Below are 26,280 nucleotides of genomic sequence, written 5' to 3' on the forward strand. Positions count from 1 at the left end.
TATCCCGAAAAAAGGGGCCTTGAAGAAACCTGTAGATCGTTTGAACGCTTAATTCCGGGTTGAGAACGTTCCCGGCAACGATTGCGTAAAAAGTCACAAAATTTCCTTTGCTAAATCTAATTGGGTTCTCTATCCTTGGCCGACTTTTCCTCAGCATGGGCTTGTCTGCCCTATCTCCTTTCCTGGCATATGCACAAAATTGGCTTACTGATCCTCCTAATTTTCTGTTCTGATACCTGGGTTACTGCGCAAACGTTTATGCCGTTGTGGCCTACGGGCAAAATGCCCAATTCGAAAGGACTGGGACTGACCGATAGCATAGCGAATGAACGGGTTTATCGTGTCGGCACACCCGGTTTTTACACATTCTTACCATCGGTACAGGAAAACAAAGGCGCGGCCGTCATCATCTGTCCGGGTGGGGGTTACGAACGACTGGCGTACATGATCAGCGGCTGGCAAATGGCCAAATGGTTCAACACGATGGGCATTAGTGCCTTTGTACTGAATTACCGGCTACCCAACTCCCCCGATTTGAAACAGCGTGAACTGGGGCCGCTTCAGGACGCCCAACGAGCCATTAAAGTTATCCGCGCCAATGCCGCCAAATGGGGCATTAAGCCTGATAAGATAGGTGTCATGGGCACATCGGCGGGTGGGCATCTGGCTGCTCTACTAGCCACAGCCACCACCGACGTATCGGTGATCAATGACTCGATCAGTAAGCAGGCTTTCCGCCCCGATTTCGCTATTCTGATTTCGCCGGTTATTACAATGGGCCAATATGCCCATGCCGGTAGCCGTAAAAATTTGTTAGGGCCGAACCCGTCGGCCGAACTGCTCAAAACCTATTCGCTCGAAAACGCCGTGACACCCAATACGCCCCCATGTTTTCTGGTACATGCCTTTAATGATACAGGCGTAGATCAGCGAAACAGTTTGCTTTTTTATCAGGCGCTGGTCAATAAGAAAATTCCGTCCAGTCTGCATATTTTCCCGCAGGGCGCTCACGCCATTGCGCTCCGAAACAATCCGGGCTCAACGCAGGAATGGGTTTCGCTCTGCGAAAGCTGGCTGCTGGAAATGAATTTCATTCCATTAATCAAGTAACGTGTATCAATATACGTTAAAAATAAATAAACTGGAATTATGACCCAATTCTTCAGGCAACGAATAGTTTTCGTACTCGTTACATGGCTGGTAACCACCACTGCCTGGGCACAGCTTGGACCGACGGGCGGGCGAGATACGTCGTTTACGGTACAAAAATCGTATGCTCAGGAAAAGAAACATCATCCCGAAATTACGCTGGCCGATTCGACCTTACCCAACGGCGTTCGCGTAGTTCGAAACATTGCCTATAGTACACCCGTCGCCAATCGAAAGTTGCTACTGGATGTTTACGCACCTGCGACCACCGCTAGCAAACCGTTACCGGCTATTCTGATGGTTCATGGGGGAGGCTGGCGTTCGGGCGACCGTTCGCATAATAACGTACTGGCCGGGCAGTTGGCAGCTAAAGGATTTGTAGCGATCCCTGTAGAATACCGTTTGTCGCCCGAAGCCTTGTATCCGGCCGCTGTGCATGATGTGAAAGCCGCCATTCGCTGGATGCGGGCCAACGCACGTACGTACAACATAGACCCTAAGCGCATTGCTATACTCGGTTTTTCGGCGGGTGGGCAGCTAGCGGCACTGGTCGGCAGTACAAATAAGAATCCAGCTTTTGAAGAGAAAAAAGAGAATGCTAAGTATTCGAGCGATGTTCAGGCCATTGTCGATATTGATGGCGTACTGGCGTTCATCCATCCTGAATCGGCCGAAGGTAATGATTCAAAATCGATCTCTGCCGGTACGTACTGGTTTGGTTACTCCAAAGCAGAAAAACCCGAGTTATGGCAGGAAGCTTCCGCCTTAAATCACATCGACAAGCGCACTCCGCCGATCCTGTTCATCAACAGTTCCGTCGACCGTATGCACGCGGGCCGCGACGATCTGATTGCCAAACTCAAGCCGTTCGGTACGTATTCAGAAGTACATACGTTTCCCAACGCGCCCCACACGTTCATGTTCTTCAATCCGTGGTTCACGCCCACGCTGACGTACATAAACGACTTTCTGTATAAGGTGTGGGCCTTGCATTGAGTTCTTTTTCCGGAAGTTATTGAGAAGCGGGTATTTGTCAGTTCGGCACTAAGCGGCCCTGGGCATCCTCTGCGTGTGGGCGGCTCAAATCCAGTCCGTCCAAAACCAATACGCCCTGAATAGACGACTGTTGGCTCGGGTCCTGTTTCCACGACCAGACCAATTTACCGGCTGGCGTATATTCCAGAATCTGCGTACCGCTACCACCATGATCGGCACCATGCCCCTGCCAGTTGGCAACAACCCAGTTGCCATTTTTCAGAACTTGAAATCCAGCGAAAAAATGTGGATTTACGACCGGTGGTCCGCTGATGCTATCGACAAAGGCCCCTTTCCTGTCGAACCGCTGAAAATTGGCTGAATAACCACCACTCACCAGCGTTTGGCCGTTGCCCAGTCGCTGGGCCTGCCAGGCATGCTGTGCTTTCTCTTGTTTGGTAAGTTGCGCGCTCCACAAAATAGACCCATCGGGCTTGCCTTCGAACACCCGGTCATTGGACGTAATCAAAAAATTTCCATCGACCGTTTCCCGGATAAGCCGGACATAGTTGAAATCAGGAAAATTGACGGTTCGCTGTATGGTCTGATTTTTATCCAGTTCGAGCAGAACGATGCCCTTCTTGCCCTGCCAGTTCAACCCGACGAGCATTACATTCCCATTGCGCAGCCGCCGGGCGGCAATGGTTCCGTCGTAGGTAGTAAGTTCGGCCACTTTACTCCCGGTTTTAATATCGCGCTCTTCGTAGCCTTTGCCCGTACCGATCATCACCCGCCCCTGCCCGACCAGTTGCAGATCGCGACCAGCCGGAACGGATACGTAATAATTCCGTTCGGGATGCGCCAGATCAATGTAGTTCAGTTTTGAGAGTCCCTCGTCACGCAACAACATCTGCCGGGCGGGGTAGGTATTTGAAGATGGCTGGGCGCTACTGTTTATACAGAGCAGTAGAAACAGTACTGAAAACAAGCCAATCGTGTATGTTTTTATCATGAATTAAAACCGTTTTTATGCCAGAAAGACGTTTTCGGGCAGATGTATACTATGAAGCTGTGCAAACTTTTTATGACGCAGAATGATGAAATTAAGTTGATTTAGTTCGTCCGCGATATAATCGCGGACGAGCAAAGGCAAAGCTATTCTTTCCGAGGCTTCAGCCCCTCAAATTCCAGGGCCAGCATAATGAATGGACCAACGGATTTAGGGTCGTTGTCGCGTTTGGCTTCTTTGCAATAGTATTCGTACGTTCCATCGCGGTAGGGAGTTCCGCCGAGACCAGCCCCGGCACAGGCATCGGTGATGCTAATGCGCCCATCAGGTTCGGTTCGGATAAAATGGGGCAAGATACCATCATAACCCTTCTGCGCCACACCCAGGTACTTCTTATCCAGATACCCTTTTTTGGCGGCCTTCTCCAGAAAATACACAAACATGGTCGACGCTGACGATTCGAGGTAGTTACCTTCCTGCTTACCAACGTCCATTACCTGATACCAGAGTCCGGTTTGCGGGTCCTGATACCGGGCCAGGGTTTGCGCCAGTTGCTGCGTAATGGCCAGAATCTGTTGCCGCTGCGGATGATTGGTCGGGAAGTAATCCAGTACATCAACGAGGGTCATGGCGTACCAGCCCATGCCTCGCCCCCACACATGCGGAGACTGGCCATTTTCCTTATTGGCCCAGCGTTGCTCTTTACTTTCGTCCCAACCGTGAAAATACAAACCCGTTTTGGGGTCTTTGTTGTGCCTGTCGATCAGCTGGATTTGATTGGCGACGTCAGCAAACAGTTCGGGTTCGTTGAACACGTTGGCGTACTGCGCCAGAAACGGCGATGCCATATAGAGCCCATCGAGCCACATCTGATGCGGGTAATGCTTTTTATGCCAGAATCCGCCCTCACTCGTGCGAGGGTGCGTAAGCATCTGACTACGCAGGAGCCGAATTGCTTTTTCGTATTTGGGGTCGTGCGTACGCTCGTACAAAGCAAACAGGAATTTGCCGGAGTTGACCGCGTCGATGTTATACTGGCTGAGTGTGTACGTTTTGATACTGCCATCCGGGCTGATCATATCGTCGGCGTATTCCTTGATGTAGTTGTAATATTTCTCATTGCCCGATTGTGCCCAAAGCTTTTCGAGCGAGCTGCAAACCAGACCGTGGCAGTAGTTCCAGCGCGGTTCTTTCGAGAAATCGAGCATCCAGCCTTTCGGGTTCCGGCTCATGTCCGAATCGGCCATACGCACCGACCAGGGTACGTCTGCGCCGGTTTGCTGAGCAAATGTTGTTAAGGCAGTCAGTATAATTAGTAACAGTGAGTTATTTACCTGAGCCACAAAAAAGCGGATCGGATTTAGAACCGTTTTTTTGTCATTCCGACCGTAGGGAGGAATCTCAGGATTTCCAATTAGGCAGGTTTGAGATTCCTCCCTACGGTCGGAATGACAAAAAAACATTGAGTTTTGGTCAGAATTAAAACATGGCAATAGCTTCATCGTCTTTTACCGATTTAAACCGCAAAACGGTATCATTTTTTTACAACAGATCTATCATTAAGGATTTAGACCCTGTACAGGCTCAACCCGGAACCAGTCGAAATCGGCATGACCTGAATCGTTTATCTGGGTCGTGCGGGTGCAGAAAATGCCCATTTTCGCACCAATCCAGCGGCCAACTTCGGCCAGGAACGTGTCACTTGTTTTCGTAAAGTTTTGCCCATCGAGGCTGTAGCTGAACTGACATTTTGCACCCTCTGTCACTGTTACGCGGAAATAAACTGGCGTATTCTGGTTGATTCGGGCGAGAACCGTCTCCTCTTCGGGTTTACCTTCCGATGCTTTTTTGCAAACGCCATACACCAGACTTATGCCCTCTTTGGTGCTTTTCAGTACCAAATTGGCGTAACTCTGCCCCATGATGATCAATCCCGTCCGCTCGTTTTCCAGCTTTGGATTCGGCCGGAACGTCAGTTTTGTGGTCACCATAAACCGTTCGGCCGGAAATTTCTGTAATAACAGATTCGGGACATCCCAGTTGTTTTTGGTTTCGTCCGGTACTTTGTAGGAATATAGTCGCAGAAAACCCTGGTTACTGGCGGTGTGCCAGATGCCCTTCGGATTCGCCTGCCATTGCCATTGTCTCCCTAAAGCGATCGAATTAAACTCATCCGATTCAGGCGGGGTCATAATTGGGTACTCTTTACCGGGTGCAGGTCCCGCAACGGCCGGTTTTTTGTGCGTCAACACGGGTTCGCCCTTGCCATCGCCGTCCGCATCAATGCCAATAATCGGCCAGTCAGCCACCCACTTCATCGGTTGGAGATGCACCACACGCCCATACGCTTCTTTGTCCTGAAAATGCAGGAACCAGTCTTCACCGGGTTTACCATTGATTGGCTTTGTATCGACCCAGGCCCCCTGATGCGGTCCGTTGATGGGGCTTTTCCCCTGATCCATGACTACTTTTCGTTCGTAAGGCCCATAAACATTCTTCGAGCGTAGCACAAGTTGCCAGCCGGTGGGTACGCCACCCGCCGGGGCAAAGATGTAGTAGTAGCCGTTGCGCTTGTAAATCTTTGGACCTTCGATAGTTGGGTCGGTTTCGTGTCCGTCGTAAACAATGACGCCCTCGTCCATCACCCGGCTTCCTTCGGCATTCAGCTTCTTCACCGTGATAATGCTCTTGATACCGGCCCGACTACCAGCCCAGCCATGAACCAGATATACCTGCCCGTTATCGTCCCAGAGCGGACACGGATCAATGAGTCCTTTTCCGCTCTCCACCAGCACCGGCTCCGACCAGGGCCCCGCCGGATTGGTTGCTTTGGTCAGATAAATACCAAAATCGGGATCGGGGTAGTAGATGTAAAACTCCTTGTTGTGATACCGAATAGCGGGTGCCCAAACGCCGTTGCCGTGCTGCGTTTTCTCGAAATGTTCGAACGGCGGCTGACGTTTCAGGGCGTGACCGATCAGATTCCAGTTGACCAAATCTTTCGAATGCAGGATGGGCAAACCGGGAATGGCATCAAAACTGGACGCGACCATATAGTAATCGTCGCCCGCCCGGCAGGCATCGGGGTCCGAGTAATCGGCGTTCAGGACTGGGTTTTTATAGGTACCGTTTCCCAAGTCCGACACCCATACGTTCGATACGTAGGCACTTGAACCATTGGTCGAAACGGGCTTTCCCGAAGGAGATTGTGCTAATGTTGAGTGTATTACCAGAAGAAGTAAACTACTGACTGATAAGAATTTCATGCGGCTACGAATTGTTATGCGGTTTAGCTCTAGTATAACCATGTCCATCGTTTGGCCCAATCCAGCAAGATGGCGTTGCGCCATTTGAGTACGGTTTTGCCCCCTTGTTGTCGGCCGTCAAAAAGTGCTGGGTCAGATCGGTCGGTGAACCAGTTAGGACCCAATCGAAAATCGTCGGCATCCTGTTTGCCCGGCCAGGTGTTGTTGACGACAAATTTTCCGGTTTGAACAGCAAATCCAGGAATGGTTGAGTTGATAGTGTAGGTCAGTGTTTCAGCCTGTTTCGGAACGTACATGATCGCATACTGTCCTTTACCCAGATAATAACCCGGCCATTTTTGCTCGCCAATCTGAGCCTGAACGGCCATTGTAAAGCAGGCAGAATCCGTCGGTATGTTGATCTCCGGTCCCTTAAAGTGGATTTCCATAACCGAATACACGCCTACGGTATCGGTAAGGGTCGTATTACGATTGAAGACAGTTCGTGGGCTATGGGTGAATTTTTCAAAACTGCCCCCCCAACTTTCTTTGAACGGATCATTTGGGTCGCCATCCATCACATAGAGCAGAGACGGCGTGTCGCCCATCTTGGGATTACCCTTGTAGTAGCCCTTAAAATCGTTGCCTAAATTGCCAGCAGCGTGAATATAGCGGTCGTAATAGTTGCGCGTGTTCAGACTATCGGGCGCACCCGTATTCGAAAAGAAGCCATTGTAGGAGCCGTTTGCTTCGATGAACCATAGGTTGGGGAAATTACCGGCAATGTATGCGTAGCTGTTCGCGCTCCATTTTTTATTTGGGCCACCAATCCAGTACACTTTGATCTTGTTTTGGATCGAAGGATCGTCATGCAGTGCCTGGGCAACATCTTCCAAACCACCCCAAACCAACACCCAAAGCGGCTGTTTACCTGGCTTTTTGGCACACTTGATAATCCAGTTCGACCCTTCGGTAGCTGTAGTGTACCCTTTGAACGGAGCCGCGCCATGACGTCCCTGTTTGCACACGGCCCGCAATGCATCGGGCGAAGGATAATTCCTGTTATGCTGGCGCAGTTTGGGCAGATCTTTCTCGTACAGATCGATCATGGTCAGGATATTCTGCTTCGTGCCGTTCCCGTAGGAGGGAGAAGAAACAAGCCCCTCGGTTTCGAACCGATCGCTGTACATCAGGAAATGGGTCATGGACTGATTATCGTCCGGGTCGGTACCGCCAATGTCAGTGCTAATAAGGATACGTGGCTTAACTGGTACGGACTTCTGGGCCATAAGCGTCATTGGCACCAATACCAGCCAGTAGACGAAAAGCACTTTTTTCATAATCAGTTTCTAAACGTTAGGCTTGAACCAATGAATAAAACCACCACAACGTGTGCTCTCTGTACTAGGGGTGCTGGGTGGTAGGCAACCAGATTGATTGCGCGGAGAAGATATTGGCCAGTGTATATTGTCTGGCCTCTTTATCGGATAGTTGCTTTGCCCATCCGACCCGCTTCGATGTGTTTCCACCGGGGCCAGTGCTACCATATTCGGCGTAGAAGACTGTTTTTTCATTGGCGACATTACCCCAGTTTTCCCAACCGGCGGGCAGAATATGGTCGCCCATATCCGTCCGAAAGAAAATCGTTTTGGCACCTGGTCGCCACGGACGACCGAGATACACTTTTTTAGCGGCTGGGTCGGCAATCAGTTTGCAGTCGAAGAAAACAAAGCCGTACTTCTGGTAATCAGGTGTTGCGGCTGCCGTAATGAACGAATCCGACAGATCTTTAATGGTACAGGACTGAAAAACGGAGATGGACTTACCGAAAATAAAATCCGTCGTTCCTTCGATATAACAGTTTTCGTAGTACTGTCGAGTGCCTTCAGCGGCTGCGTACAGCGTGTCCTGATTACCCAGCAGGATGCAGTTTTTACAGACAAACCGGTCGGCATCAACATGCAACGCGACGGCCTGTCCTACCCGACCGGCGGTGTTGCGGATGGTCAGGTTTTCAAGAATAATGTCGGGCGCATCGACCAGAACAACGTAGGAGGTGTACGTACTGTATTTGCTATTGCCCGTTCCGTCTTTGCCACCGGGGTATGCCTTTCCCGAATAATCATCGCCCGTAATAATCACGCCTTCTTTACTTTCGCCAAGGATGTGAATATTAGGCTTCCAGGATGGTATAACGAGCTTTTCGGCATACGTACCGTTTTTCACAAACAGGGTCACGCGCACCTGCATATGGTCGCGAAAGCTGTTGACGGCCTCCTGAATGGTTTTGTAGTTCCCGCTGCCATCCTGCGCGACGGTAAACGTAACGGAAGTGGTAGGCGATAACGTTGCCTGACTCCAGACAAAATGTGAGCAAAAGACGAAGCAAAAAAGCAGCAGTTGTTTCATTTGATAGGAAATAGAATATACAATCAGACTCTTATTATAGAAGCTTTTCCGCCAATCGGCCGAAACACATATTCATAAACAATCGCTCGTCGGCTGCTCGTGCTACCAGCACAATCACCTCATTTAGCTTTCTCCGGCTTTACAATGCGGTCGGCCAGGTCGAGTTTTAATGACTTAATATTGGCCAGCACAATTTCGGCCATTCGGCGGGCGCCCAGTTCGCTGAAATGCGTATTATCTTCTTTGCCTTCGGGATAATTGGGATGTTCGCCCGGTGCCAGTTGTAGAAACAGGAGTTTTGAATTTTCGACGCCGAACTGCTGTAAGAGCTGTTGGCTTTGTGTGTCCAGATCAATCAAGGGAGTATTTTTATCAGCGGCTACGTTACGTACCTGTTCAGAATAGACGGTATGAGTCCCTTCAATTTTCCCGGCTTCGTCGAATTTCCGACGGGCAACGGGCGTAATGAGTACCGGCGTGGCTTTCTTCGCTCGTGTTTCAGTAATGAATCGGATCAGATTAGCTCGAAAATCGGCTTCCGTTGTATAGCTCTTCTTGGTCGGCACTTCGTCATTATGCCCAAACTGAATGAACACATAGTCGCCTTCTTTCAGATTATCCGCAACCGGTTGCCAGCGATTTTCCTCAATAAACGTTCGGGTGCTGCGCCCGTTCTGCGCCCGGTTATCGACCGTAACGGTTTCATCGAAAAAATAGGCAAACGGCATACCCCAGCCCGTTTCGGGATAGGCTTTCACCTGCTTGATCGACATGGTTGAATCACCGATCAGGTAGACGGTAATTTTACCGGGTAGCGGGGCAAAAGCGGAAAGCACCAGCAGACTACATGCAGCTAAAAATCTCCTCAGGTTTTTCATGACCATAAAATGACTATTTACTTACCTGACGTCAACAGGTTCTTTTCCAAGGCACCTTTGGCAAACTCGGCCTTGGTCTGTGCTTTCGTCATATCGGTGTTCCTGACTTCGATGGCCTGACTCCGTTCGCCATTTATGGAGAACAACAGACTCGCTTTAGGATCGTACCGGATAGCGTCGAAAGTCAGGTTACTGCTGTTATCGACCAGAATGACGGGCTTTGTGCTTTTGGTGATGAGCTGAACATCCCTGAACGTGATACCACTCGCGTCAATCAGTTCCACACCTTTATCGGCTTGCAGCACCATCTTTTCCATCACGATATTCTTGACTGGCATTTCGGGGAGGCCCCGGATAAAAACGCCCTTTGTGGCCCCATTGCAGACGATATTTTCAAATTTCATATCCCGGAATATGGGCGTTCCTTCGTTAACAACCGGTCGCATGTCGCGCTCCCCATCGGTAGCGAATTTCACGAAGTAATACATGTCGAAGAAGATGGCTTCTCCGGCAATGTCTTTCATATAAATGTCTTTTGCATAAATATGCTCGACTACCCCGCCCCGGCCCCGTACCGATTTGAAACGTAAGCCCTTGTCGGTACCCATGAACGTGCAGTTGTAGACGAAAATATTCCGCGCCCCTCCGCTCATCTCGCTACCAATCACAAACCCGCCATGACCATTGTAAACCGTGTTGTTTCGGATAACGCCGTTTTCGGTCGGCATACCTCGTTTACGACCTTCTTCGTCCTTACCCGATTTAATACAGATGGCATCGTCGCCCACGTCGAGCGTACAGCCTTCAATCAGGAAATTTTTGCAGGATTCAATGTCCATACCATCGCCGTTGTGGGCGTACTCGGGATTTTTGGTCGTCACATTTCGGATGGTCAGGTCCTGGCACATGAGTGGGTGCAGGCACCAGGCCGGTGAGTTCTGGAATGTAACGCCGTCCAGCAGGACTTTTTTACAACCCGTCAATACCAGCAGATTCGGCCGTAGAAAATCCTTCATATCGACAAAATCCTGTGGGGTCTTGCCAGCCGTTAGCAGCATGCTTTTGTTTTCGGCACTGGCCCGTTTGAACTGCTCGCTCGGGTACCAGGTTTTGCCATCCTCTTTCAGCACACCACCCGATTCCACTTTCTCTTTCCACTGCGGTTCGGTCAGTTGATTTTTATTGACCGCTCGCCAGACATCGCCGTTGCCATCTACAATGCCCTGACCCGTAATGGCCACGTTTTCGAGATTGAGCCCAGAAATAGGCGATTGATTACGAGCGGCCTTTTTGCCTTCGTAAGTGCCTTCGACCAGCGCATACTGACTTTTATCGGTGGTAAAGAGCAGCGTTGCCGCCTTTTTCAGGTGCAGATTAACGTTGCTTTTCAGCTCGACGGGTCCTGTCATCCATAGTCCGGCGGGCACTAGTACGACCCCGCCCCCTTTTTGGCTACAGGCCAAAATAGCCGCATTAATGGCTTTCGTGTTCAGCGTAACGCCATCGGGCTTTGCGCCGTGCGCCTGAATCGAAATGGTGTCTTTCCGAAACGTCGGCTGGGTTATTTTCGGCAGATTCGTCCAGCTATACGATTGGGCCGAAACAGCCAGTGGCGTCAGGAGAATAACGCTGAGTAATCGGTGACTTTTTATCATCGTAAAAAGATGGAACACAGATTATTATGATGGTTATGATTTACACAGATCTTAATAAATCATAACCATCATAATAATCCGTGTTCTATTAAATTTCTATTGATAACCCGCATTTTGAGTAAACTCGGTTTTATTGGTCACCGCATCCAGCTGGGTTTGTGGAATTGGGCGCAATACATGGTAATCCTGAAGATTAACGGCATTATCCGGTGCATCAGCGCGGGTGCGCTCCAGCAACTTACCCGTCCGTTTCAGGTCGAACCAGCGGATCTGCTCACCAGCCAGTTCGCGGGCGCGTTCGTCCAGCATAAAATCAAGGGTCATCTGAGTAGAAGTCACCTGCATGGCAGCGGCTTTTCCCGATTTAGCAGCTCTTGTACGCAGTACATTGACATAATCGGCGGCCGCCTGCAGATTACCCAGCTTCATTTGTGCTTCGGCAGCAATCAGATACACCTCAGCCAGTCGAATGACGAATACATCACGGGCACTTTGGGCTTCGTTCAGGCTGGCCCGTGTTGGGTCCATAAACTTCGACAGCGTTGGGTAACGCAGGTTGTCTTTTACGGCTCCATTGGCGTTATAAATCTTGCTGCGGTCGTAGGTTTGGTATTTCCGGGTCGCTTCAAACGCATCGGGAATTTCTTTCCGGGTACAATACACGGCCGTGTCGCCCAGGTTCATACCGGCAGGACGCGAGGTCGAATTGGCGAACCACACTTCCTGGAAAGAACCTTCATAACGAGCGTCATTGTCGCTGTACAGGTCGAGCAGGTAGCGCGTTGGCATATACCGGTTGAAGGGCCGTCCGTTGAGAATATCACGCGTCATACCGGGCCGGTCGTCGTACTTCATCAAAAACAACAGGTGGCCGTTGTTGCTACCCCGGCTATGGCCATACGGGTTGAAAGTCGAGTTAGCCAGGTCGTTGAGAGCCAGGTTCGTCGAATAGTCGACAACGTAAATAGCCTCTTTTGTCTTCAGATTGCTCATCTTCCACAGGTCGGCGTAGTTGGCTTCCAGCTTGTAGGTGTTGCTCGCAATCACCGCCTGGGCCATTTCCAGCGCTTCTTTGTTCATACCTCGCGTCAGGTACATACGCGCCAGAAACGCCTGAGCCGCGCCCTTCGTTACTTTGCCGTACTGCGGCTGTGTAACAGGCAGGTTCGCAACGGCAAATTTCAGGTCTTCGAAAATCTGGTTGTAAAACGTTTCGACCGGAGTGCGGTTTGCCGTCGACACAATACCGTTTGTCTCTTCGGTTGTGAAGTGAACACCACCCCAGGTTTCAACAATATGCCAGTAATAAAACGCCCGAAGGAACCTAAGTTCACCCTCGCGGATAGGCCGGAGCGTTGCTGAAAGTCCAGCCTTATCAATACGGCTGATTCCCCCGTTGCACAGGTTGACAGCGGCATAAAACTCCCGCCATTCGCTCACCAGCGCACCATTGCTTCCCTGAAGGTTCAGGTATTGCGTTAGATCCCGATACACTTCGCCCGATCCGCTTGTCCAGATGTCGGTACCGGTTTCAGCAATGTTGTAGCCTTCCTCTTTCCCGTACCACCAGCGTTGATAGGTATAGGCAGCATTCACCAGCGTTTCAAAACCTTCGGGGGTCGTGTATACCGTTTCGGCAGTCAGACCACTGGGGTTATATTCCTCCAGCACATCCTTACACGAGAAAAGGGTGAGCAGTGATAGCACGAATAACCCCGTTCTTTTCAAAATAAATGAGTTCATAATCAATTGCAGATTTTGGGATTATAGACTGACGTTCAGGCCAAATACATACAGCTTGGTCATCGGGAAGTTTTCGGAACCGCCACGCTCTGGATCGTAGTTCAGCTTGGTGAAGGTGAACAGGTTTTTGCCCGTTGCATAGAGCCGAACGCTCCGAATGACCTTCGAGCGCAGGAAGGTAGCTGGCACATTATACCCCAGCGTGATATTCCGAATCCGGGCGTACGAACCATCGACATAACCAAGCGTTGAGAGGTATTTCAGACCGCCGTTTTTGTTCGGCCGGGGGTAGGCATTAGTCGGGTTTTCGGGTGTCCAGTAGTCCAGTCCGGCGGTGCTGTTACCCACACCCTGCTGATCGAAACGAGCCGATCGGTCGGAGTTTATCATCTGACCGATACGAGCATAGAGGAATACATTCAGGTCGAAGCCTTTGAACTTGACGGTGTTATCGAAACCGCCACTCCATTTCGGACGGGGTGTCCCCAGAATGATGCGGTCATTGACGGCATCAATTTTGCCATCGCCATTCTGATCTTTTACCTTGATTTCGCCGGGCAATTGGGTTGGTGACAGTTTCGCAGCCGCATCAATTTCTGAGGTTTGCCAGATACCCAGCTTTTCGTAATCGTAGAATACATTGATCGGGTTTCCGATGAACCAGCCATTGCCAATGTCGTTGCCGCCGGTAACCAGTTCTGTAATTTCTTCCTTGTTTTTGCTGAAGGTTAGGTTGCTGGTCCAGCTAAAGTTGTTCGTGCGAATATTGGTACTCCCCAGCGTAACCTCAACCCCCCGGTTGCGGGTTTTACCAATGTTCTGCTTCACCGTCGTTACACCCGTGGTTGGTGGCAAGCCACGGTCCAATAAAAGATCTTCAGTTCGGGTGTCGTAATAATCAATCGATGTGTTGATTCGACCGTTTAAGAGACCAAAGTCAAGTCCCAGGTTTTTGGTGTACGATAACTCCCAGCCCAGTTCTGCGTTACCCACGTTCCGGGAGAATGTGTAAGCCGGAGCGGCAATATCATCATACCCAAAGGCGATACGGGTCAGGGTGGTTTGGGTGGCATAGGGGCCCGATGGATCGTTACCAGCAACGCCATAGCTCGCCCGTAGTTTCAGGTCGCTAAGCCCTTTTACGCCCTGCATGAATTTCTCTTCGATCACACGCCAGGCAAAGGCGGCCGATGGGAAGAACGTCCATTTGTTGCCCGTCGCCAGTTTAGACGAACCATCTTCGCGAGCCGTCAGCGTCAACAGATACCGATCCCGGAATGCATAATTCAATCGACCGGCAAACGATACCAGGCTGTTTTTTGAATACGCCGAGTTGATCTTGATCTCTTCCGTCGCACTTCCGAGCGAGTAAAACAACTGCGATGGCAGCAACTGATTGACGCCCGAAGCCGACACGTTGTCCGACGAGTTGCCGATGTAGCTGGCGATTCCCGTGAACGTAAAGGCGTGTTGCCCTACCGTCCGCTGATAGGTCATCACGTTTTCCCAGTTGATGCTCCGGCTGTTGCTAGCATCGTAGGTAGCCAACGATTTGCCCGTTAGGGAACGATCGATGGATTTAGGCGATGAATAGGCACCATTCCGAATCGACGCCAGGTTTACGCCAATATTGCTCCGTACGGTAAAGCCTTTGAAAGGCGTCAGTTCAACGTAGCCATTGGTCAGAATACGGGTCGTCAGTATCGAGTTGTTGAATACATTTGGTTGCTCGTCCGATAAGGGGTTGGCCGTCTGACCGTCGAGCATGATGTAGTTAAAGTTTCCGTTGGCATCGTAAAGCGAGCCTAGCGGGCTGATTTTGTTGGCCTGGTTCAGTGGGTCACGGCGGACACTCTGGTCGTAATAGGTAAGCTGCGTCGACAGTCCGATTTTCATCCAGTCGTTGATGGTGTAATCGACGTTCAGGCGACCGGTGTACCGTTTGATTTCGTCCAGCTTGAGAATCCCTTTTTCATTGTAATAATCGACCGATACATACGACTTCAGTTTTTCGGTACCCGACCGGAAACCAACCTGGTAGTCCTGCTGCAACCCGTTATGAATCAGTGCATCCTGATAATCCGTCCAAATGCCATTCTGCAAGGCATTGTATTCGGCTACATTGGTAAAAATGGCGGCATCATCGGCGGGGCTTTTCCAAACACCAGCAGCCCGCCAGGCTTCGCGCTTAAAATCGCGAAACGCATTGATATCCATCGCTTTCGGATACATGGTCACCTGTGAAATACCCGAGTAGGCATTGAACGAAATATCCGGTTTGCCCAATTTGCCTTTCTTGGTCGTGATCAGAATAACCCCATTGGCACCCCTCGATCCATAAATAGCAATCGACGACGCATCTTTCAGTACATCCATCGTTTCGATGTCGTTGGCGTTAATATCTTCCAGGTTGCTGTACTGGATACCATCGACAATGATCAGGGGTGCGTTGTTACCACCAATCGAACGGTTCCCCCGAATACGGATGCTGACGCCAGCACCGGCCTGCCCGCTGTTACGGGTAATGTCGGCACCGGCAATTTTTCCCTGAGCAGCTTCCAGTACGTTGGCGGTCGGAACCTCTTTCAACTGCTCACTTTTGAGCTGAACAACGGACCCAGTCAGGTCTTTCTTCCGAACGGCACCGTACCCAATAACGACTACTTCATCGAGCGAACTAACGTCGGGCACCATCGACACGTTGATCGTCGTTTGATTGCCCACCACAACATCCTGGCTCTGATAGCCTACAAACGAGAATGTCAGTGTCGTACCGTTGCCATCGGGCACCGTGATGCGGTATTTGCCGGTTGCATCGGTCGTGGCACCACGAGTCGAGCCTTTCACGACCACACTGACGCCCGGCAAAGGGGTATTTTTTTCGTCGGAAACCGTTCCGGCCACCGCGTGTTCCAGGGGCGCAACGGCCGGGTTGAGCACCTGTGTTTGCGCTTCATTCTCCGTATCCAGTACAATCTGTCCGCCTACAAGTCGATAGGTCAGTTTGAGGGGTTTTAGCAGTTCTGTCAGGGTTTCGGTCAGTGATTTTTCTTTGACCGAGATCGTAACGGGCTGATTTGGATTGACGGTTTTGGAGCTATAGACAAAGCGGGCGGAAGTCTGCCGCTCGATCTGGCTGAGCACCGCCCGCAGCCGCTGCCCGTCAACATTGAGCGTAACGGGCCGGGTCATCAACTCCTGTGCCTTGCCATCGAATGCCAACGAAAAGCTCGTGCAGGCAATCATCAGGAAAAGCTGGGTAAGCGATAGTTTCATGAGCCACAAAAATGGATGAGCACGTAGGCTGGTTGAGCAGCCTGTTGGTACAGGTTCTCTTTTTTTCATACCTTTAAAGGGTTTGTTAAATGGAAATTTGACAACGAATTCCTGGTAACGGGGCATGATTCGCGGTCTGCCCGTTCAGGGAGTACATCGGCGCTGGACCATGTTAGCCGCATGACCAGCGTCTTTTTTTTGAGTTAGGAGAAGAGTTGTTACATAGGCCTGTTTGATTTAATGAATAATGTGTAATGGAAAATGTATAATGAACAATGCATAATGAACAGTGAAACTTCTGATAATCAACCACTTACCTACACTCTCATTATACATTTTCCATTATTCATTACCCATTATTCGCACCCTTTGCCGCTGATTAAGATGGTTGTTCCCTGCACTTTGTAGCTCGACTTAAGCGCGGCACAGATAATATCCAGTTGCGTATACAATGGCTGATTGGTTAAATCGGCCGTCAGCGGGCAGTTCTGTTGCTGTTCATTTTCGACTTCGATCGCTATACCATAGGCCTGCTCCAATCGCTCCAGCACCTCCGACAGGGGCGCATCATCGAACTGAAAGGAGATTGATTTGACCTCAACCGGCGGTTTCTGAATCATGACCGGTTTGTCGACCAGTCCGGTTACAAAGTGCTGTTCTTCGCCAAAAAACGTAGCGGCCTGATTAGGGGTAAGCACTACACCATTGTCGTCCTTTTTCTTAGGCGACGTTTCTTCATACACAGCTACCCGACCGGTTACTACTTCCACCCGAACCAGTTTGGTAGCCGCCTGAGTACGAATAAAAAAGCTCGTTCCCAATACCTTCGTAACCACACCGCCCGTATGCACGTAGAAGGGTCGTGAGGGCATTTTCTGAATGTCGAAAAAGGCATCGCCAGTCAGGTAAACTGTTCGATTGTCGGAAGCGAATGTTTTAGGAAAGCGCAGGGTGCTTCGGGCTGCTAAGTGAACGTTACTTCCATCGTCCAGACGGACAAGTATTGCTTTGGAAGAGGTATTGGTCCGCTCGATCCAATCAGTCCCAACCGGAGTTGTTTGCGCAGAAAGTGCTCCTACCTTTGGCGTTGAAGGCCGGAAAAAAAACCAGCCTACGAGTAGTATAACAGCGGCCGCGATACCCACCCAGCGGTACCGGGTTGTAGGCATGGGAATAACCCGTGCTTCGTCGCTAGTCTCGTCACGATGCATTTCCTGTTGCATCTGGCTCCAGAGCCGATCTTCCAGCTTCGTCCAGTCGAGCTCCTGCCCTGACTCACCGGTTTCGGTTTCTAACAGGCCATACCAGTGCTCAACAAAGGCTTTTTCTTCGGGCGTGCATTCACCCCGAAGGTATTTCTGTAAAAGTTGACCGAACGATTTCCGGCTCATGCCCTGTAGTGATGGTTTCCTTTCTTAGAGTCAATGAAAGGGGGCGTCAACCGCAATCGGTCCAGTTATTTATTCAAAAGATACAATGAATATTGACCTGGGCTATAATTATTCTCAATAAAATCATAGAATATCCTATTACGTATTTTATGGTAAAGTCTCGTATCGGTGAGAAAACATAGGCTGTTTAACCTTATCTTTTTCGAGAACAACTTGGCGTGCCTTTGTCATTCCGACCGGAGGGAGGAATCTCAACCTTGACTAACAAGCGACGTTGAGATTCCTCCCTCCGGTCGGAATGACAAAAGGCAACCTAAATACTGGTAACTATAGAAAGTTTAAGAAGGGAGAGAAACGATTTTGATCTCCAATTTTCGAATTAAAGTTGCACTAGTTGGCCGACAACCAGGAGGAGAGTATACAAATTACCACGGAGAGATAATCGCGTAGATAAACACGCAGGGATTTAATAGCCAGACTAAGATGGTACTCAACGGTTCGTTCGGGAACCTTCAATTGGGAAGAGATTTCTTTTATGGATTGATGCTCCAGGCGATTAAGCTGGAAAATTTGCCGGGTTTTGTCAGGCAGATCGTTTAACTGCTTTTCGACTACACGCATCAACTCATTCAGTTCCAGTTGCTCATCGGTTGTGTTAACGGCTTCCGAAAAAAAATCGACGGCATAGTCGGCATATTTCCCGTGAATAATCATCGACTTAATGTGATTGATAGCCGCGTAGCGAACGGCTGTAACTAAGTAAGCTTCTAACTGCTCAATTCGCAGGGTGCCCCGGCGCTCCCATAGCTTGAGAAATATATCCTGAACAATTTCCTCGACAACCTCAATGGATTCAATTTTCCGCCGGGCAATGGAATAGAGTTTTTTCCAATAGCGCTGGTAAATGGTCCGAAAAGCCAGTTCATCCCCTGTCCGCAAATAAACCAGCAGTAATTCGTCCGGTAACGATTTGTAATTCACAAGCGTACAGAGTTTAGCCACTTAAGCAAGTACAACGAATTGTACTTTTTACATAAAACATAGCTCATCTACAAAACCCGTGAGCTATGTTTCACTTAGTAAACTTCTGTTAATGCTTTACTTTTGCAAGTATATAATTGACTTTTTCTATGCAATCGTTCCCGGCAACGTTACCAACCAGTCTGCTACGTACGTTCTTTTGAATCAAAGGCGTAAAAAATATACATATAGCCATCTGGAGCTATTTTCTAACAGGTGGGAAGTTAATTATATTTTTCGAAGGATTCGGTCAATACGCTTTCTCAAGGCTAAACTTCAGAATCATACCGTTATTCATTACCTGTACAGCCATCAACCGAAGCCATATTATTCCGGGTTGGCTCAAACAATTTATTCAGAACCAGGTTTATCTGCTGTTCAACCTAAGACCATCGTCAGCGATTCTTCTTTGACTTTCGTCACAAACCACACATTGCTGAATAGATCATAGAAGTGGTAAACATTAATAAAATTGATGATGGAACGTTGTTTTAATGCTTTCAGCAAGGCTCCTTTAGTTGGAGAATTACCCTTGCAGTCGATCAAGGATCGACAGAGACGCTCATCGATACTGGCTGTCTACGGTAAGCCTGCTTTTGCTATTGACCCTGTCCGCTTTATTTCGCACCTCCCCTCAACGCTGTCTTTCCAATCCCCCCAGCAAATTTGCCAATTCTCTTTTTATCAAGACGTACCCAGCCTGTTTTACGATTCTCCTCCCCTGACTGACTCCTGGAACGTCTCTCGTACCGATTTAAGATTCTCGCAACAACTACCTTGAGTTATTTGCTGAACATCTGATACCTATCCGATCAAGTTTTCCGACTCATCAGGAAACTTTGTCTTGGTTAGCGGCTATCGGCTATCTACCTGATTGTTTCGTCTGACAGGTAGGATCGGCTATCGTGTATCACCAATCCTTGGCGTCTACTCTTTACGTTAGTACCGTTTGGCTGGTGGCTCAATCCATTCAATCTGATGACTTATTTATGAACAATTCAATGCTCCAAACCGCTGGTTCTATCAAATTACCGGGTCTGAAAAAGGTTATTTCGCTGAAAACTATTGTCCGGTTACAGGGCTACGGGAATTATAGCTGGATGTATCTGGCCAACCAGCCCAGACCGGTTCTACTGGCCCAAACACTGAAATGGTTCGAGGAACAATTGCCTGATTTCGTTCGGGTTCATAAATCAGAATTAATTAACCCGACGTTTATACAAACCGTTTTTCATCACGACGCACAGTCGATGGAGGTCGGTTTACCTGACGAATATAAGGCTAAAGTATCGCGCCGACGAATTATAGAAGTCCTGGCCAAAATCAACCGGTCCTCACCGGCGCTGGCCTAAGAGATTACAGTCCAGGACCCCATTAACTTATTGTCATGAAACAATCCTTTTTGACCACCAGTATAATTCTGGCAGGGATCATCTGCTTTACGGCCTATGGCTGGGTATTGATCGACTGGTTTCAGGATATGAAATCAGGAGCTTACGAACGCGATCTTGTAGAAGTAACCTGCGAAACCATCGCCATTCTGTCGTATTGTTATATGGCGTTTCGGTTTATTCAAATACGATTACGCAGGGAAGCCAGTACTAAAATCGACTCTCAAACGGAAGGACAACCCACTGAACAGATTCATCAGCGAGCAGAAAACGGAATTGGCTGGCTACCGAATTGACCGGGGGCTATCGAATTGTCTGGACCGAAATCGCTCACGTAGTACCCAGACTAATTGGCCAATTGGACCAGCCCAAAGAGGCACTGTAATCCACCACCACGACCAGTCTATAAACCGGCTCAGCCTTAAGATTAAAAGGCCTAAGAAAGCGGTAAATAAGACGGCATAGGCCGTAATTGTCAATCGTACAGGTGGACGTTCGTCAGGACCGGACTGACGAGACAATCTAAAATCACGAGTAGACATATCCTTTACATATTATGGGAAGTGGTAACTTATTGAAGAATACAACCAGTTAATGGCGATAAGGTTAGAGCAACTCATTTATTTACAAGAAAAAATTATCAAGCAATCATATCTAGCTTTGGGCTTTGCAACCTTACTACCTATCGAACTTAAAAGCTATATAGTCTGGAAGTTACTGATTTTAAGCAGTCTAGTCTGCCGGTTGAAAAAATCTTGCTATCGTCTTTTACAAACCCTAAGTGCGCAAATCTAAGTAGGCTCGTGACAATACATTAGGTTATTTCTGTCATCCCGAGGAACGAGGGATCTTCGGAGATTACCTTTTATACCATCTCCGAAGATCCCTCGTTCCTCGGGATGACAGAAACGTCCTTGCAGCATATGCTAAACTAGTTTCACTGAGCTGCTTATTAGCAAAAAAATAAGCCTGCATTGTATATCACAGCTAGGGCCTGGTGGAAGTCAGCAGACTTGAATTTATACAGCCTCTACCGCTAGCTTAGCTTGTTTTTCAAGCTGATCGATTAAGCCAGTTGTAGAAAAATTGTTTGTATAACCCCTCAATTTTGTAGAGTTTATTCCCCACACAGATAGGCTGATTTCCAGAGCAGTAAGCTAAATACGTGAATTCATTAGCATATATAAATAGCTATTTGCGTTTATCCAGGCTTTTTAAACGAATGCTGGCTGCTCAGCTTACCAAATAGATAGGGGTTTCTAAAATTTGGCAGACAAATTGTCGCTTTCCCGTGATACTATCGGTTCTGGCTGGATGCCATGTCCGGTCGGGCCTATACAAAATCGGCTTTGATTATCTTATGCGACAGACACTGCTTCTCCTGGGTATAGTCACGCTTACCATCATTGGACTTTTCGTGTATTGTGCTGCCCTTATCGACTGGGTGCAGGATTATAAAACGGGGGCTTACGCAAATGACCATATTGAAGCTACCCTGGAAACTGCCGCTATATTACTGTATACAGTAGGAGGATTTTTCTTTTTTAGACGAAGGCTGGCTCATTAAGCCTTCAGAAATTACCATCGAATCCAGTATTCGTTCGCAAATCCTTTAATACAAAGGAATGAACAATCCCAATACCCGAAAACTGAATCCGCACCCCGTAAATTCGTTTGAGTGGTTTTGTGTATTGAGATTCGTACACCTTTTTGTTGTTGATAAAAATTTGAGCCTGTTTATCAATCACTTTCAGCTTTATTGTTCCTCCCCCACGAAGGTCGGCCCCCAGAAAGCTTAAGTCATCACGGTGTCCATTCTTATGGATCTCAGATGTTTGCAGGTCAATCCAGTGCACACAACCCGATTTCATCACGTCGAACAAGTGTTGTGACGATTCGCCCCATACCGTTAATCCTACCTGCGAACAACGAACCCCAGCCCGATCGGGTGATGTAGCCAAGCGGGTCGTCAACTCGAAATTATCCCCATCGATACGGGTCGGCTGACTGTTGATAAACTCCATGAAGAATGTGCGATTGGTATCGATACCCGCGTGGGCCGCTTCCTGAGCGCTTACACTCCGCCGTCCGTTGGCAAACAGATTTTTTATCTCTATAGGATAAACCCGGCTAGTGTCGTGCATCATATTGGCCGTAACGGTCCATCCTTTGGTTTGCACATACACCGTAGCCGAATCGATGGTTATCCCATCTTGCTGTAACAGGGCAAAATACCGGCCCGGCCGCTCGTAATAATGCGTGTACATACTGTCGGCAGCGTTTGTTCGCTCCCGCTTCCCATCGCCGTATTGAATTGTGTATTGCGCCGACTCTCCTGAGCCAGGCCGTTGTCGTTTAAGCTCAAATACCGCCGAATGTGGATTTTCGCCCAATGGATTGCGGCAAACCAGCGTTGCCGGTTCAGGGTCTGCATCGACCTGCTGTGTATATAGGAAAATCAGGCCGGTCAGAAGCACTATAGCAGCTAATAAAAGCCACAACCACTTACGCGTTGCCGATTTACCAGCGTTTATCGGCTGTTTTTCGAGAATAACAGAAAGGGGCTGAACGACCACCTCAGCCGGTTTCGGATCTGCCATTCGGTCTGTCCACTCCTGCACCTGTACGAACTGCTCCCAGTCGCGATGACCCAGGTAAATAGCCAGGGCATCCCGGGTCGCTCTCTGCGGATAATACCGTGAGTCGGTCTTGATTTTACCAAAGATGCGCTTCAGTGTATTGGGACTTATTCGTACGCGTGTTTTCCGAAAAAGGACCTGACTCAGGTTAATGTAATCACTGTTCGTCCATTTCTCCCGATCTGGTTTGCCAAATGCTTCACTGACGCGCTGACAACATACCTCTACCAGATAGAAGACTTCGGCTTTATTATGTTGTCCATTTTCCGTAATCATACACGTCAATACGCTATCATTCAACGTATTAGCTTATCCAAAATTTCGATCAGGAGAATGGTTATGGCCATGCTACGATCAACGCAAAGTCCAAAATTACCTTTGCATACTCGCATTTCACCACCGTCACCTGACGGAACTCTTGCCATAAAAACTATAAATATCAGAATATTATGCGACAAAAACTTTTACTCTACTGCGTTGTTTTTTGGGGCTGGGTTACACCCCTGCTGGCGCAGCCGGTCCCCTCCGCCCGCCCTACCGACGACCGAACCATTTCGGGTACAATTACTGACGAAAAAGGCATGACCTTGCCGGGTGTCAGCGTGTTGCTGAAAGGAACCCAGCGCGGAACCGTAACCGATACCAAAGGGCTATTCCAGCTAGCTGTTCCGACAAAAGGGGCCGTTGTGGTCGTCAGTTTTGTTGGCTACCTGAGTCAGGAACTGACCGTTGGCAGTCGAACAACGATTGATGTTCAACTAGCCCCCGACACCAAAGCGCTGGAAGAAGTGGTGGTGGTCGGTTACGGTACGCAGCGCAAGATCGAAACAACGGGGGCCATTGCTTCCGTGAAAGCTGCCGATCTGTTACAAACCCCCGTGGCCAACGTAGCGCAGGGGTTACAGGCACGGGTAGCGGGTGTCCAGATCACGCAAAACTCGGGGGCACCGGGGGGCAACGTCAGCGTTCGCATACGGGGGACCAACTCCATCAACGGTAGCTCGGAACCACTGTATGTGATCGATGGTATTCAGATTTCAAACAGTGGTGGCATTACGGATGTGAGCCCGCTTTCACAAATCAACCCGAACGACATTGAGTCGATTGAAGTCCTGAAAGATGCGTCCTCAACGGCTATTTATGGGGCTCGCGCAGCCAATGGCGTGGTTCTGATTACGACCAAACGAGGTAAAGATGGCGGTACGCGCGTCAGCTACGATGGGTATGGTGGCACGCAGCAGGTCAATAAAACACTCAATGTACTGAACGCCCAACAGTTTGCCCAACTCGAAAATGAGGTTTACAAACGGTCGATCTATGCCGACCCGACCAGCCTCGGACAGGGAACCGACTGGCAGAGTCTGATTTTCCGCAAAGCGCCCATTCAAAGTCATCAGCTTTCGGTGTCGGGTGGTAACCAAAAAACACAACTGGCGCTGTCGCTGAACTATTTCAATCAGGACGGCATCATCAAAAACTCCAATTTTACCCGCTACTCGTTTCGCTCCAACATCGACCATCGGCTCAGTGATCGAGTCAAGATTGGCACCAGTTTGTACTACGGCTATTCGGTCAATAAAGGGCTGAGCGTAGGCGGTACCGGCTCCGATGTAACGAGTAGCCGGGCTGGTGTTCTGGGCGCTGCTGTAGCTGCTCCACCCACACTGACTCCCTATCGGCCCGATGGCAGCGTATTCCCATTTCAGGATCAGATGAACGGGCAATACCAGGAGGTGACGAACCCGCTGAACTTTATCACGCCCATCAACCGGCAGACCACTCAGCGGATTTTGGCAAATGTGTACGTTGATTTTACGCTGTTCAAAGGATTTACGTACCGCCCGAGTTTCAACGCCGATCTGGGCAATACATTGGCGGAGTCCTATTCCCCTTTGTCGCTGTTAAGTCAGTCGCAACTGGCATCGGGTGGAGGCAGTGCGAGTAATGTAAGCGCGTATGGTCGTACGCTCCTGCACGAAAGCATTTTTACCTACCGCACCCGGATCGCCGAACACCATACCCTCACGGCAACGGCGGTATTGGCCACCCAAGCCAATGTGAATCAGATCTATTCCCAAACAGCTTCGAATTTCCCGAACGACGTTACAGAAAACAACTCGGTCGGCCTGGCCGTCAACCAGCGGATTGGTAGCGACAAAAGTAAATCCCGCCTAGACTCGTATCTGGGCCGGATCAACTATGGCTACAAAGACAAATATTTTCTGGATCTGACGGCCCGCGCCGATGGATCGAGCAAGTTTGGCGAGAACAATAAATATGGCTTCTTCCCGGCCGTAGCAGGCGCCTGGCGAATTGTCGAGGAGTCGTTTATGAAGTCGGTTCCGGTTGTTACTGATCTGAAACTACGCGGTAGCTGGGGCATCACTGGAAACGCGGGTGCCATTGATCCGTATCAATCATTGGCCACCGTCAGCGCTTCGGGTCTGAACTATAATTACAACCACGTTTCGGTTACGGGTATCAATCCAAGCGCCATTCCAAACCCAGACCTGCAATGGGAACGCTCGACACAGGTGGATATAGGGTTAGACATCAGCCTGTTCCACAACCGGTTGTCGCTCGTAGCTGACTATTATAACAAACGGACGGACAATCTACTATTTCAGAAAGTATTACCCATGTCGTCGGGCTATACGGCACTAACGGGCAATTTCGGTTCGATTCGGAATAAAGGCGTAGAACTGGCCGTCAACGGGCGGATTTTGCCCGGTGGTGGACGTGGCCTTCAATGGGATGCGTCGGCCAACATTACCTTCAACAACAACGAAGTGCTGGCCCTCGACGGTGTAATCGACGAACTACCTCGTTCGGCCTTTGCCCTACTCAAAGTAGGCTACCCGATGGGTCTTTACCGGACGTATGTATTCGACGGCATCAGCCAAACGGGCGAAACGATTTTATCGGGTTACGATGGACGGGTTGGTGGCCACAAGGTAAAAGACATCAACGGTGATGGTACCATCACAGCCGCCGATCAGGTTATTGCGGGCAACGCGCAACCGAAGTACATTTTTGGTTTCTCCTCCTCATTTCGCTATCGGGGTTTCGACCTGAATCTGTTCGTGCAGGGGGTGCAGGGTAACAAACTTATGAACCTGTTCCGCTACACCTTCGAAACAGCACTGGGTCAACAGAATGTACTGGCAGGCTTGGCCAATCGGTGGTCGCCCACGAACCCCAGTAACGAATACGCCAGCGGCTTTCAGGGTGGACGGTTACCGCTTTCGGATCGGTACGTAGAAGATGCGTCGTTTGTTCGGCTGAAAAATATATCGCTGGGTTACACCTTACCCAAAATCAAAGGTATCAGTCAGATACGGGTGTACGTCAGTGCCAACAATGCGCTCACGCTTACCAAATACAGCGGCTACGATCCCGAAGTCAACAACTTCGGCAACGCCACCACGCAATTCATCGATAACGGCACCTACCCCATCGCCCGCTCGTATCTGAGCGGACTGCAAATCACCTTTTAAAGA

18 protein-coding genes are annotated in these 26,280 nt (G+C 49.4%); 6 read left to right on the forward strand and 12 right to left on the reverse strand.

The genetic code is table 11. The features are described from left to right. The first annotated feature begins 258 nt into the window (after positions 1-258). Both ACYVFD_RS20180 and ACYVFD_RS20185 read left to right on the forward strand, forming a co-directional pair. Complete coding sequence (locus ACYVFD_RS20180; protein WP_461092286.1) at positions 259-1,110, forward strand: alpha/beta hydrolase; 852 nt, start codon at positions 259-261, stop codon at positions 1,108-1,110. Between the two features lie 39 nt (positions 1,111-1,149). Continuing rightward, entirely contained in the window at positions 1,150-2,145 is a 996-nt protein-coding gene (locus ACYVFD_RS20185; RefSeq protein ID WP_461092288.1) for an alpha/beta hydrolase fold domain-containing protein, read from the forward strand. A gap of 37 nt (positions 2,146-2,182) precedes the next feature. Here ACYVFD_RS20185 and ACYVFD_RS20190 read toward each other — a convergent pair whose 3' ends face one another. From ACYVFD_RS20190 to ACYVFD_RS20240, 11 genes are all read right to left on the reverse strand, one after another. After that, positions 2,183-3,136 (reverse strand): NHL repeat-containing protein, encoded by a 954-nt coding sequence (locus ACYVFD_RS20190; protein WP_461092290.1) that lies wholly within the window; start codon positions 3,134-3,136, stop codon positions 2,183-2,185. A 143-nt stretch (positions 3,137-3,279) separates the two neighbouring features. Next, positions 3,280-4,596 (reverse strand): glycoside hydrolase family 88/105 protein, encoded by a 1,317-nt coding sequence (locus ACYVFD_RS20195; RefSeq protein ID WP_461092292.1) that lies wholly within the window; start codon positions 4,594-4,596, stop codon positions 3,280-3,282. A 96-nt stretch (positions 4,597-4,692) separates the two neighbouring features. Continuing rightward, positions 4,693-6,399 carry a glycoside hydrolase family 43 protein gene (locus ACYVFD_RS20200; protein WP_461092294.1) on the reverse strand — a complete coding sequence of 569 codons (1,707 nt, stop codon included), beginning with the start codon at positions 6,397-6,399 and terminating at the stop codon, positions 4,693-4,695. A 29-nt stretch (positions 6,400-6,428) separates the two neighbouring features. Then, positions 6,429-7,718, reverse strand: coding sequence for a nucleoside hydrolase-like domain-containing protein (locus ACYVFD_RS20205; protein ID WP_461092296.1), 1,290 nt, complete (start codon positions 7,716-7,718; stop codon positions 6,429-6,431). A gap of 64 nt (positions 7,719-7,782) precedes the next feature. After that, a complete protein-coding gene (locus tag ACYVFD_RS20210; protein ID WP_461092298.1) occupies positions 7,783-8,787 on the reverse strand; it encodes a pectinesterase family protein in 1,005 nt (334 codons plus the stop codon). A gap of 119 nt (positions 8,788-8,906) precedes the next feature. Beyond that, positions 8,907-9,665, reverse strand: coding sequence for a rhamnogalacturonan acetylesterase (locus ACYVFD_RS20215; RefSeq protein ID WP_461092300.1), 759 nt, complete (start codon positions 9,663-9,665; stop codon positions 8,907-8,909). 17 nt (positions 9,666-9,682) lie between these two features. Then, positions 9,683-11,320 carry a glycoside hydrolase family 28 protein gene (locus ACYVFD_RS20220; protein WP_461092302.1) on the reverse strand — a complete coding sequence of 546 codons (1,638 nt, stop codon included), beginning with the start codon at positions 11,318-11,320 and terminating at the stop codon, positions 9,683-9,685. 96 nt (positions 11,321-11,416) lie between these two features. Further along, positions 11,417-13,063: a RagB/SusD family nutrient uptake outer membrane protein gene (locus tag ACYVFD_RS20225; RefSeq protein ID WP_461092304.1), complete on the reverse strand. Its 1,647-nt coding sequence runs from the start codon at positions 13,061-13,063 to the stop codon at positions 11,417-11,419. A 21-nt stretch (positions 13,064-13,084) separates the two neighbouring features. Continuing rightward, complete coding sequence (locus tag ACYVFD_RS20230) at positions 13,085-16,408, reverse strand: TonB-dependent receptor (protein ID WP_461092306.1); 3,324 nt, start codon at positions 16,406-16,408, stop codon at positions 13,085-13,087. Positions 16,409-16,695: 287 nt separating this feature from the next. Beyond that, positions 16,696-17,730, reverse strand: coding sequence for a FecR family protein (locus tag ACYVFD_RS20235; protein WP_461092308.1), 1,035 nt, complete (start codon positions 17,728-17,730; stop codon positions 16,696-16,698). 390 nt (positions 17,731-18,120) lie between these two features. Next, positions 18,121-18,711 (reverse strand): RNA polymerase sigma-70 factor, encoded by a 591-nt coding sequence (locus ACYVFD_RS20240; RefSeq protein WP_461092310.1) that lies wholly within the window; start codon positions 18,709-18,711, stop codon positions 18,121-18,123. 1,028 nt (positions 18,712-19,739) lie between these two features. Here ACYVFD_RS20240 and ACYVFD_RS20245 point away from each other — a divergent pair. The 3 genes from ACYVFD_RS20245 (at position 19,740) to ACYVFD_RS20255 (ending at position 21,708) form a co-directional block, all read left to right on the forward strand. After that, entirely contained in the window at positions 19,740-20,102 is a 363-nt protein-coding gene (locus tag ACYVFD_RS20245; protein WP_461092312.1) for a LytTR family DNA-binding domain-containing protein, read from the forward strand. 35 nt (positions 20,103-20,137) lie between these two features. Beyond that, on the forward strand, positions 20,138-20,437 hold the full coding sequence (locus ACYVFD_RS20250) for a hypothetical protein (RefSeq protein WP_461092314.1): 300 nt from the start codon (positions 20,138-20,140) through the stop codon (positions 20,435-20,437). A gap of 1,064 nt (positions 20,438-21,501) precedes the next feature. After that, positions 21,502-21,708: a hypothetical protein gene (locus ACYVFD_RS20255; protein ID WP_461092316.1), complete on the forward strand. Its 207-nt coding sequence runs from the start codon at positions 21,502-21,504 to the stop codon at positions 21,706-21,708. Positions 21,709-21,712: 4 nt separating this feature from the next. On the opposite strand, the gene ACYVFD_RS20260 is transcribed toward ACYVFD_RS20255, so the two are convergent. Beyond that, positions 21,713-23,056, reverse strand: coding sequence for a hypothetical protein (locus tag ACYVFD_RS20260; protein WP_461092318.1), 1,344 nt, complete (start codon positions 23,054-23,056; stop codon positions 21,713-21,715). 173 nt (positions 23,057-23,229) lie between these two features. Here ACYVFD_RS20260 and ACYVFD_RS20265 point away from each other — a divergent pair, with 173 nt between their 5' ends. Further along, entirely contained in the window at positions 23,230-26,277 is a 3,048-nt protein-coding gene (locus ACYVFD_RS20265) for a SusC/RagA family TonB-linked outer membrane protein (RefSeq protein WP_461092320.1), read from the forward strand. Positions 26,278-26,280 lie beyond the last annotated feature (3 nt).

This window comes from Spirosoma gilvum (genome assembly GCF_054776815.1).

Bases quoted from the DNA above. Each gene is read 5' to 3' on its own strand.
- ACYVFD_RS20210 (WP_461092298.1), bottom strand. From the start codon at position 8,787: ATGAAACAACTGCTGCTTTTTTGCTTCGTCTTTTGCTCACATTTTGTC.
- ACYVFD_RS20205 (WP_461092296.1), bottom strand. From the start codon at position 7,718: ATGAAAAAAGTGCTTTTCGTCTACTGGCTGGTATTGGTGCCAATGACG.
- ACYVFD_RS20250 (WP_461092314.1), top strand. From the start codon at position 20,138: ATGAAACAATCCTTTTTGACCACCAGTATAATTCTGGCAGGGATCATC.
- ACYVFD_RS20265 (WP_461092320.1), top strand. From the start codon at position 23,230: ATGCGACAAAAACTTTTACTCTACTGCGTTGTTTTTTGGGGCTGGGTT.
- ACYVFD_RS20230 (WP_461092306.1), bottom strand. From the start codon at position 16,408: ATGAAAAAAAGAGAACCTGTACCAACAGGCTGCTCAACCAGCCTACGT.
- ACYVFD_RS20200 (WP_461092294.1), bottom strand. From the start codon at position 6,399: ATGAAATTCTTATCAGTCAGTAGTTTACTTCTTCTGGTAATACACTCA.
- ACYVFD_RS20260 (WP_461092318.1), bottom strand. From the start codon at position 23,056: ATGATTACGGAAAATGGACAACATAATAAAGCCGAAGTCTTCTATCTG.
- ACYVFD_RS20215 (WP_461092300.1), bottom strand. From the start codon at position 9,665: ATGAAAAACCTGAGGAGATTTTTAGCTGCATGTAGTCTGCTGGTGCTT.
- ACYVFD_RS20255 (WP_461092316.1), top strand. From the start codon at position 21,502: ATGCGACAGACACTGCTTCTCCTGGGTATAGTCACGCTTACCATCATT.
- ACYVFD_RS20235 (WP_461092308.1), bottom strand. From the start codon at position 17,730: ATGAGCCGGAAATCGTTCGGTCAACTTTTACAGAAATACCTTCGGGGT.
- ACYVFD_RS20180 (WP_461092286.1), top strand. From the start codon at position 259: ATGCCGTTGTGGCCTACGGGCAAAATGCCCAATTCGAAAGGACTGGGA.
- ACYVFD_RS20220 (WP_461092302.1), bottom strand. From the start codon at position 11,320: ATGATAAAAAGTCACCGATTACTCAGCGTTATTCTCCTGACGCCACTG.
- ACYVFD_RS20190 (WP_461092290.1), bottom strand. From the start codon at position 3,136: ATGATAAAAACATACACGATTGGCTTGTTTTCAGTACTGTTTCTACTG.
- ACYVFD_RS20245 (WP_461092312.1), top strand. From the start codon at position 19,740: ATGAACAATTCAATGCTCCAAACCGCTGGTTCTATCAAATTACCGGGT.
- ACYVFD_RS20195 (WP_461092292.1), bottom strand. From the start codon at position 4,596: ATGTTTTTTTGTCATTCCGACCGTAGGGAGGAATCTCAAACCTGCCTA.
- ACYVFD_RS20225 (WP_461092304.1), bottom strand. From the start codon at position 13,063: ATGAACTCATTTATTTTGAAAAGAACGGGGTTATTCGTGCTATCACTG.
- ACYVFD_RS20185 (WP_461092288.1), top strand. From the start codon at position 1,150: ATGACCCAATTCTTCAGGCAACGAATAGTTTTCGTACTCGTTACATGG.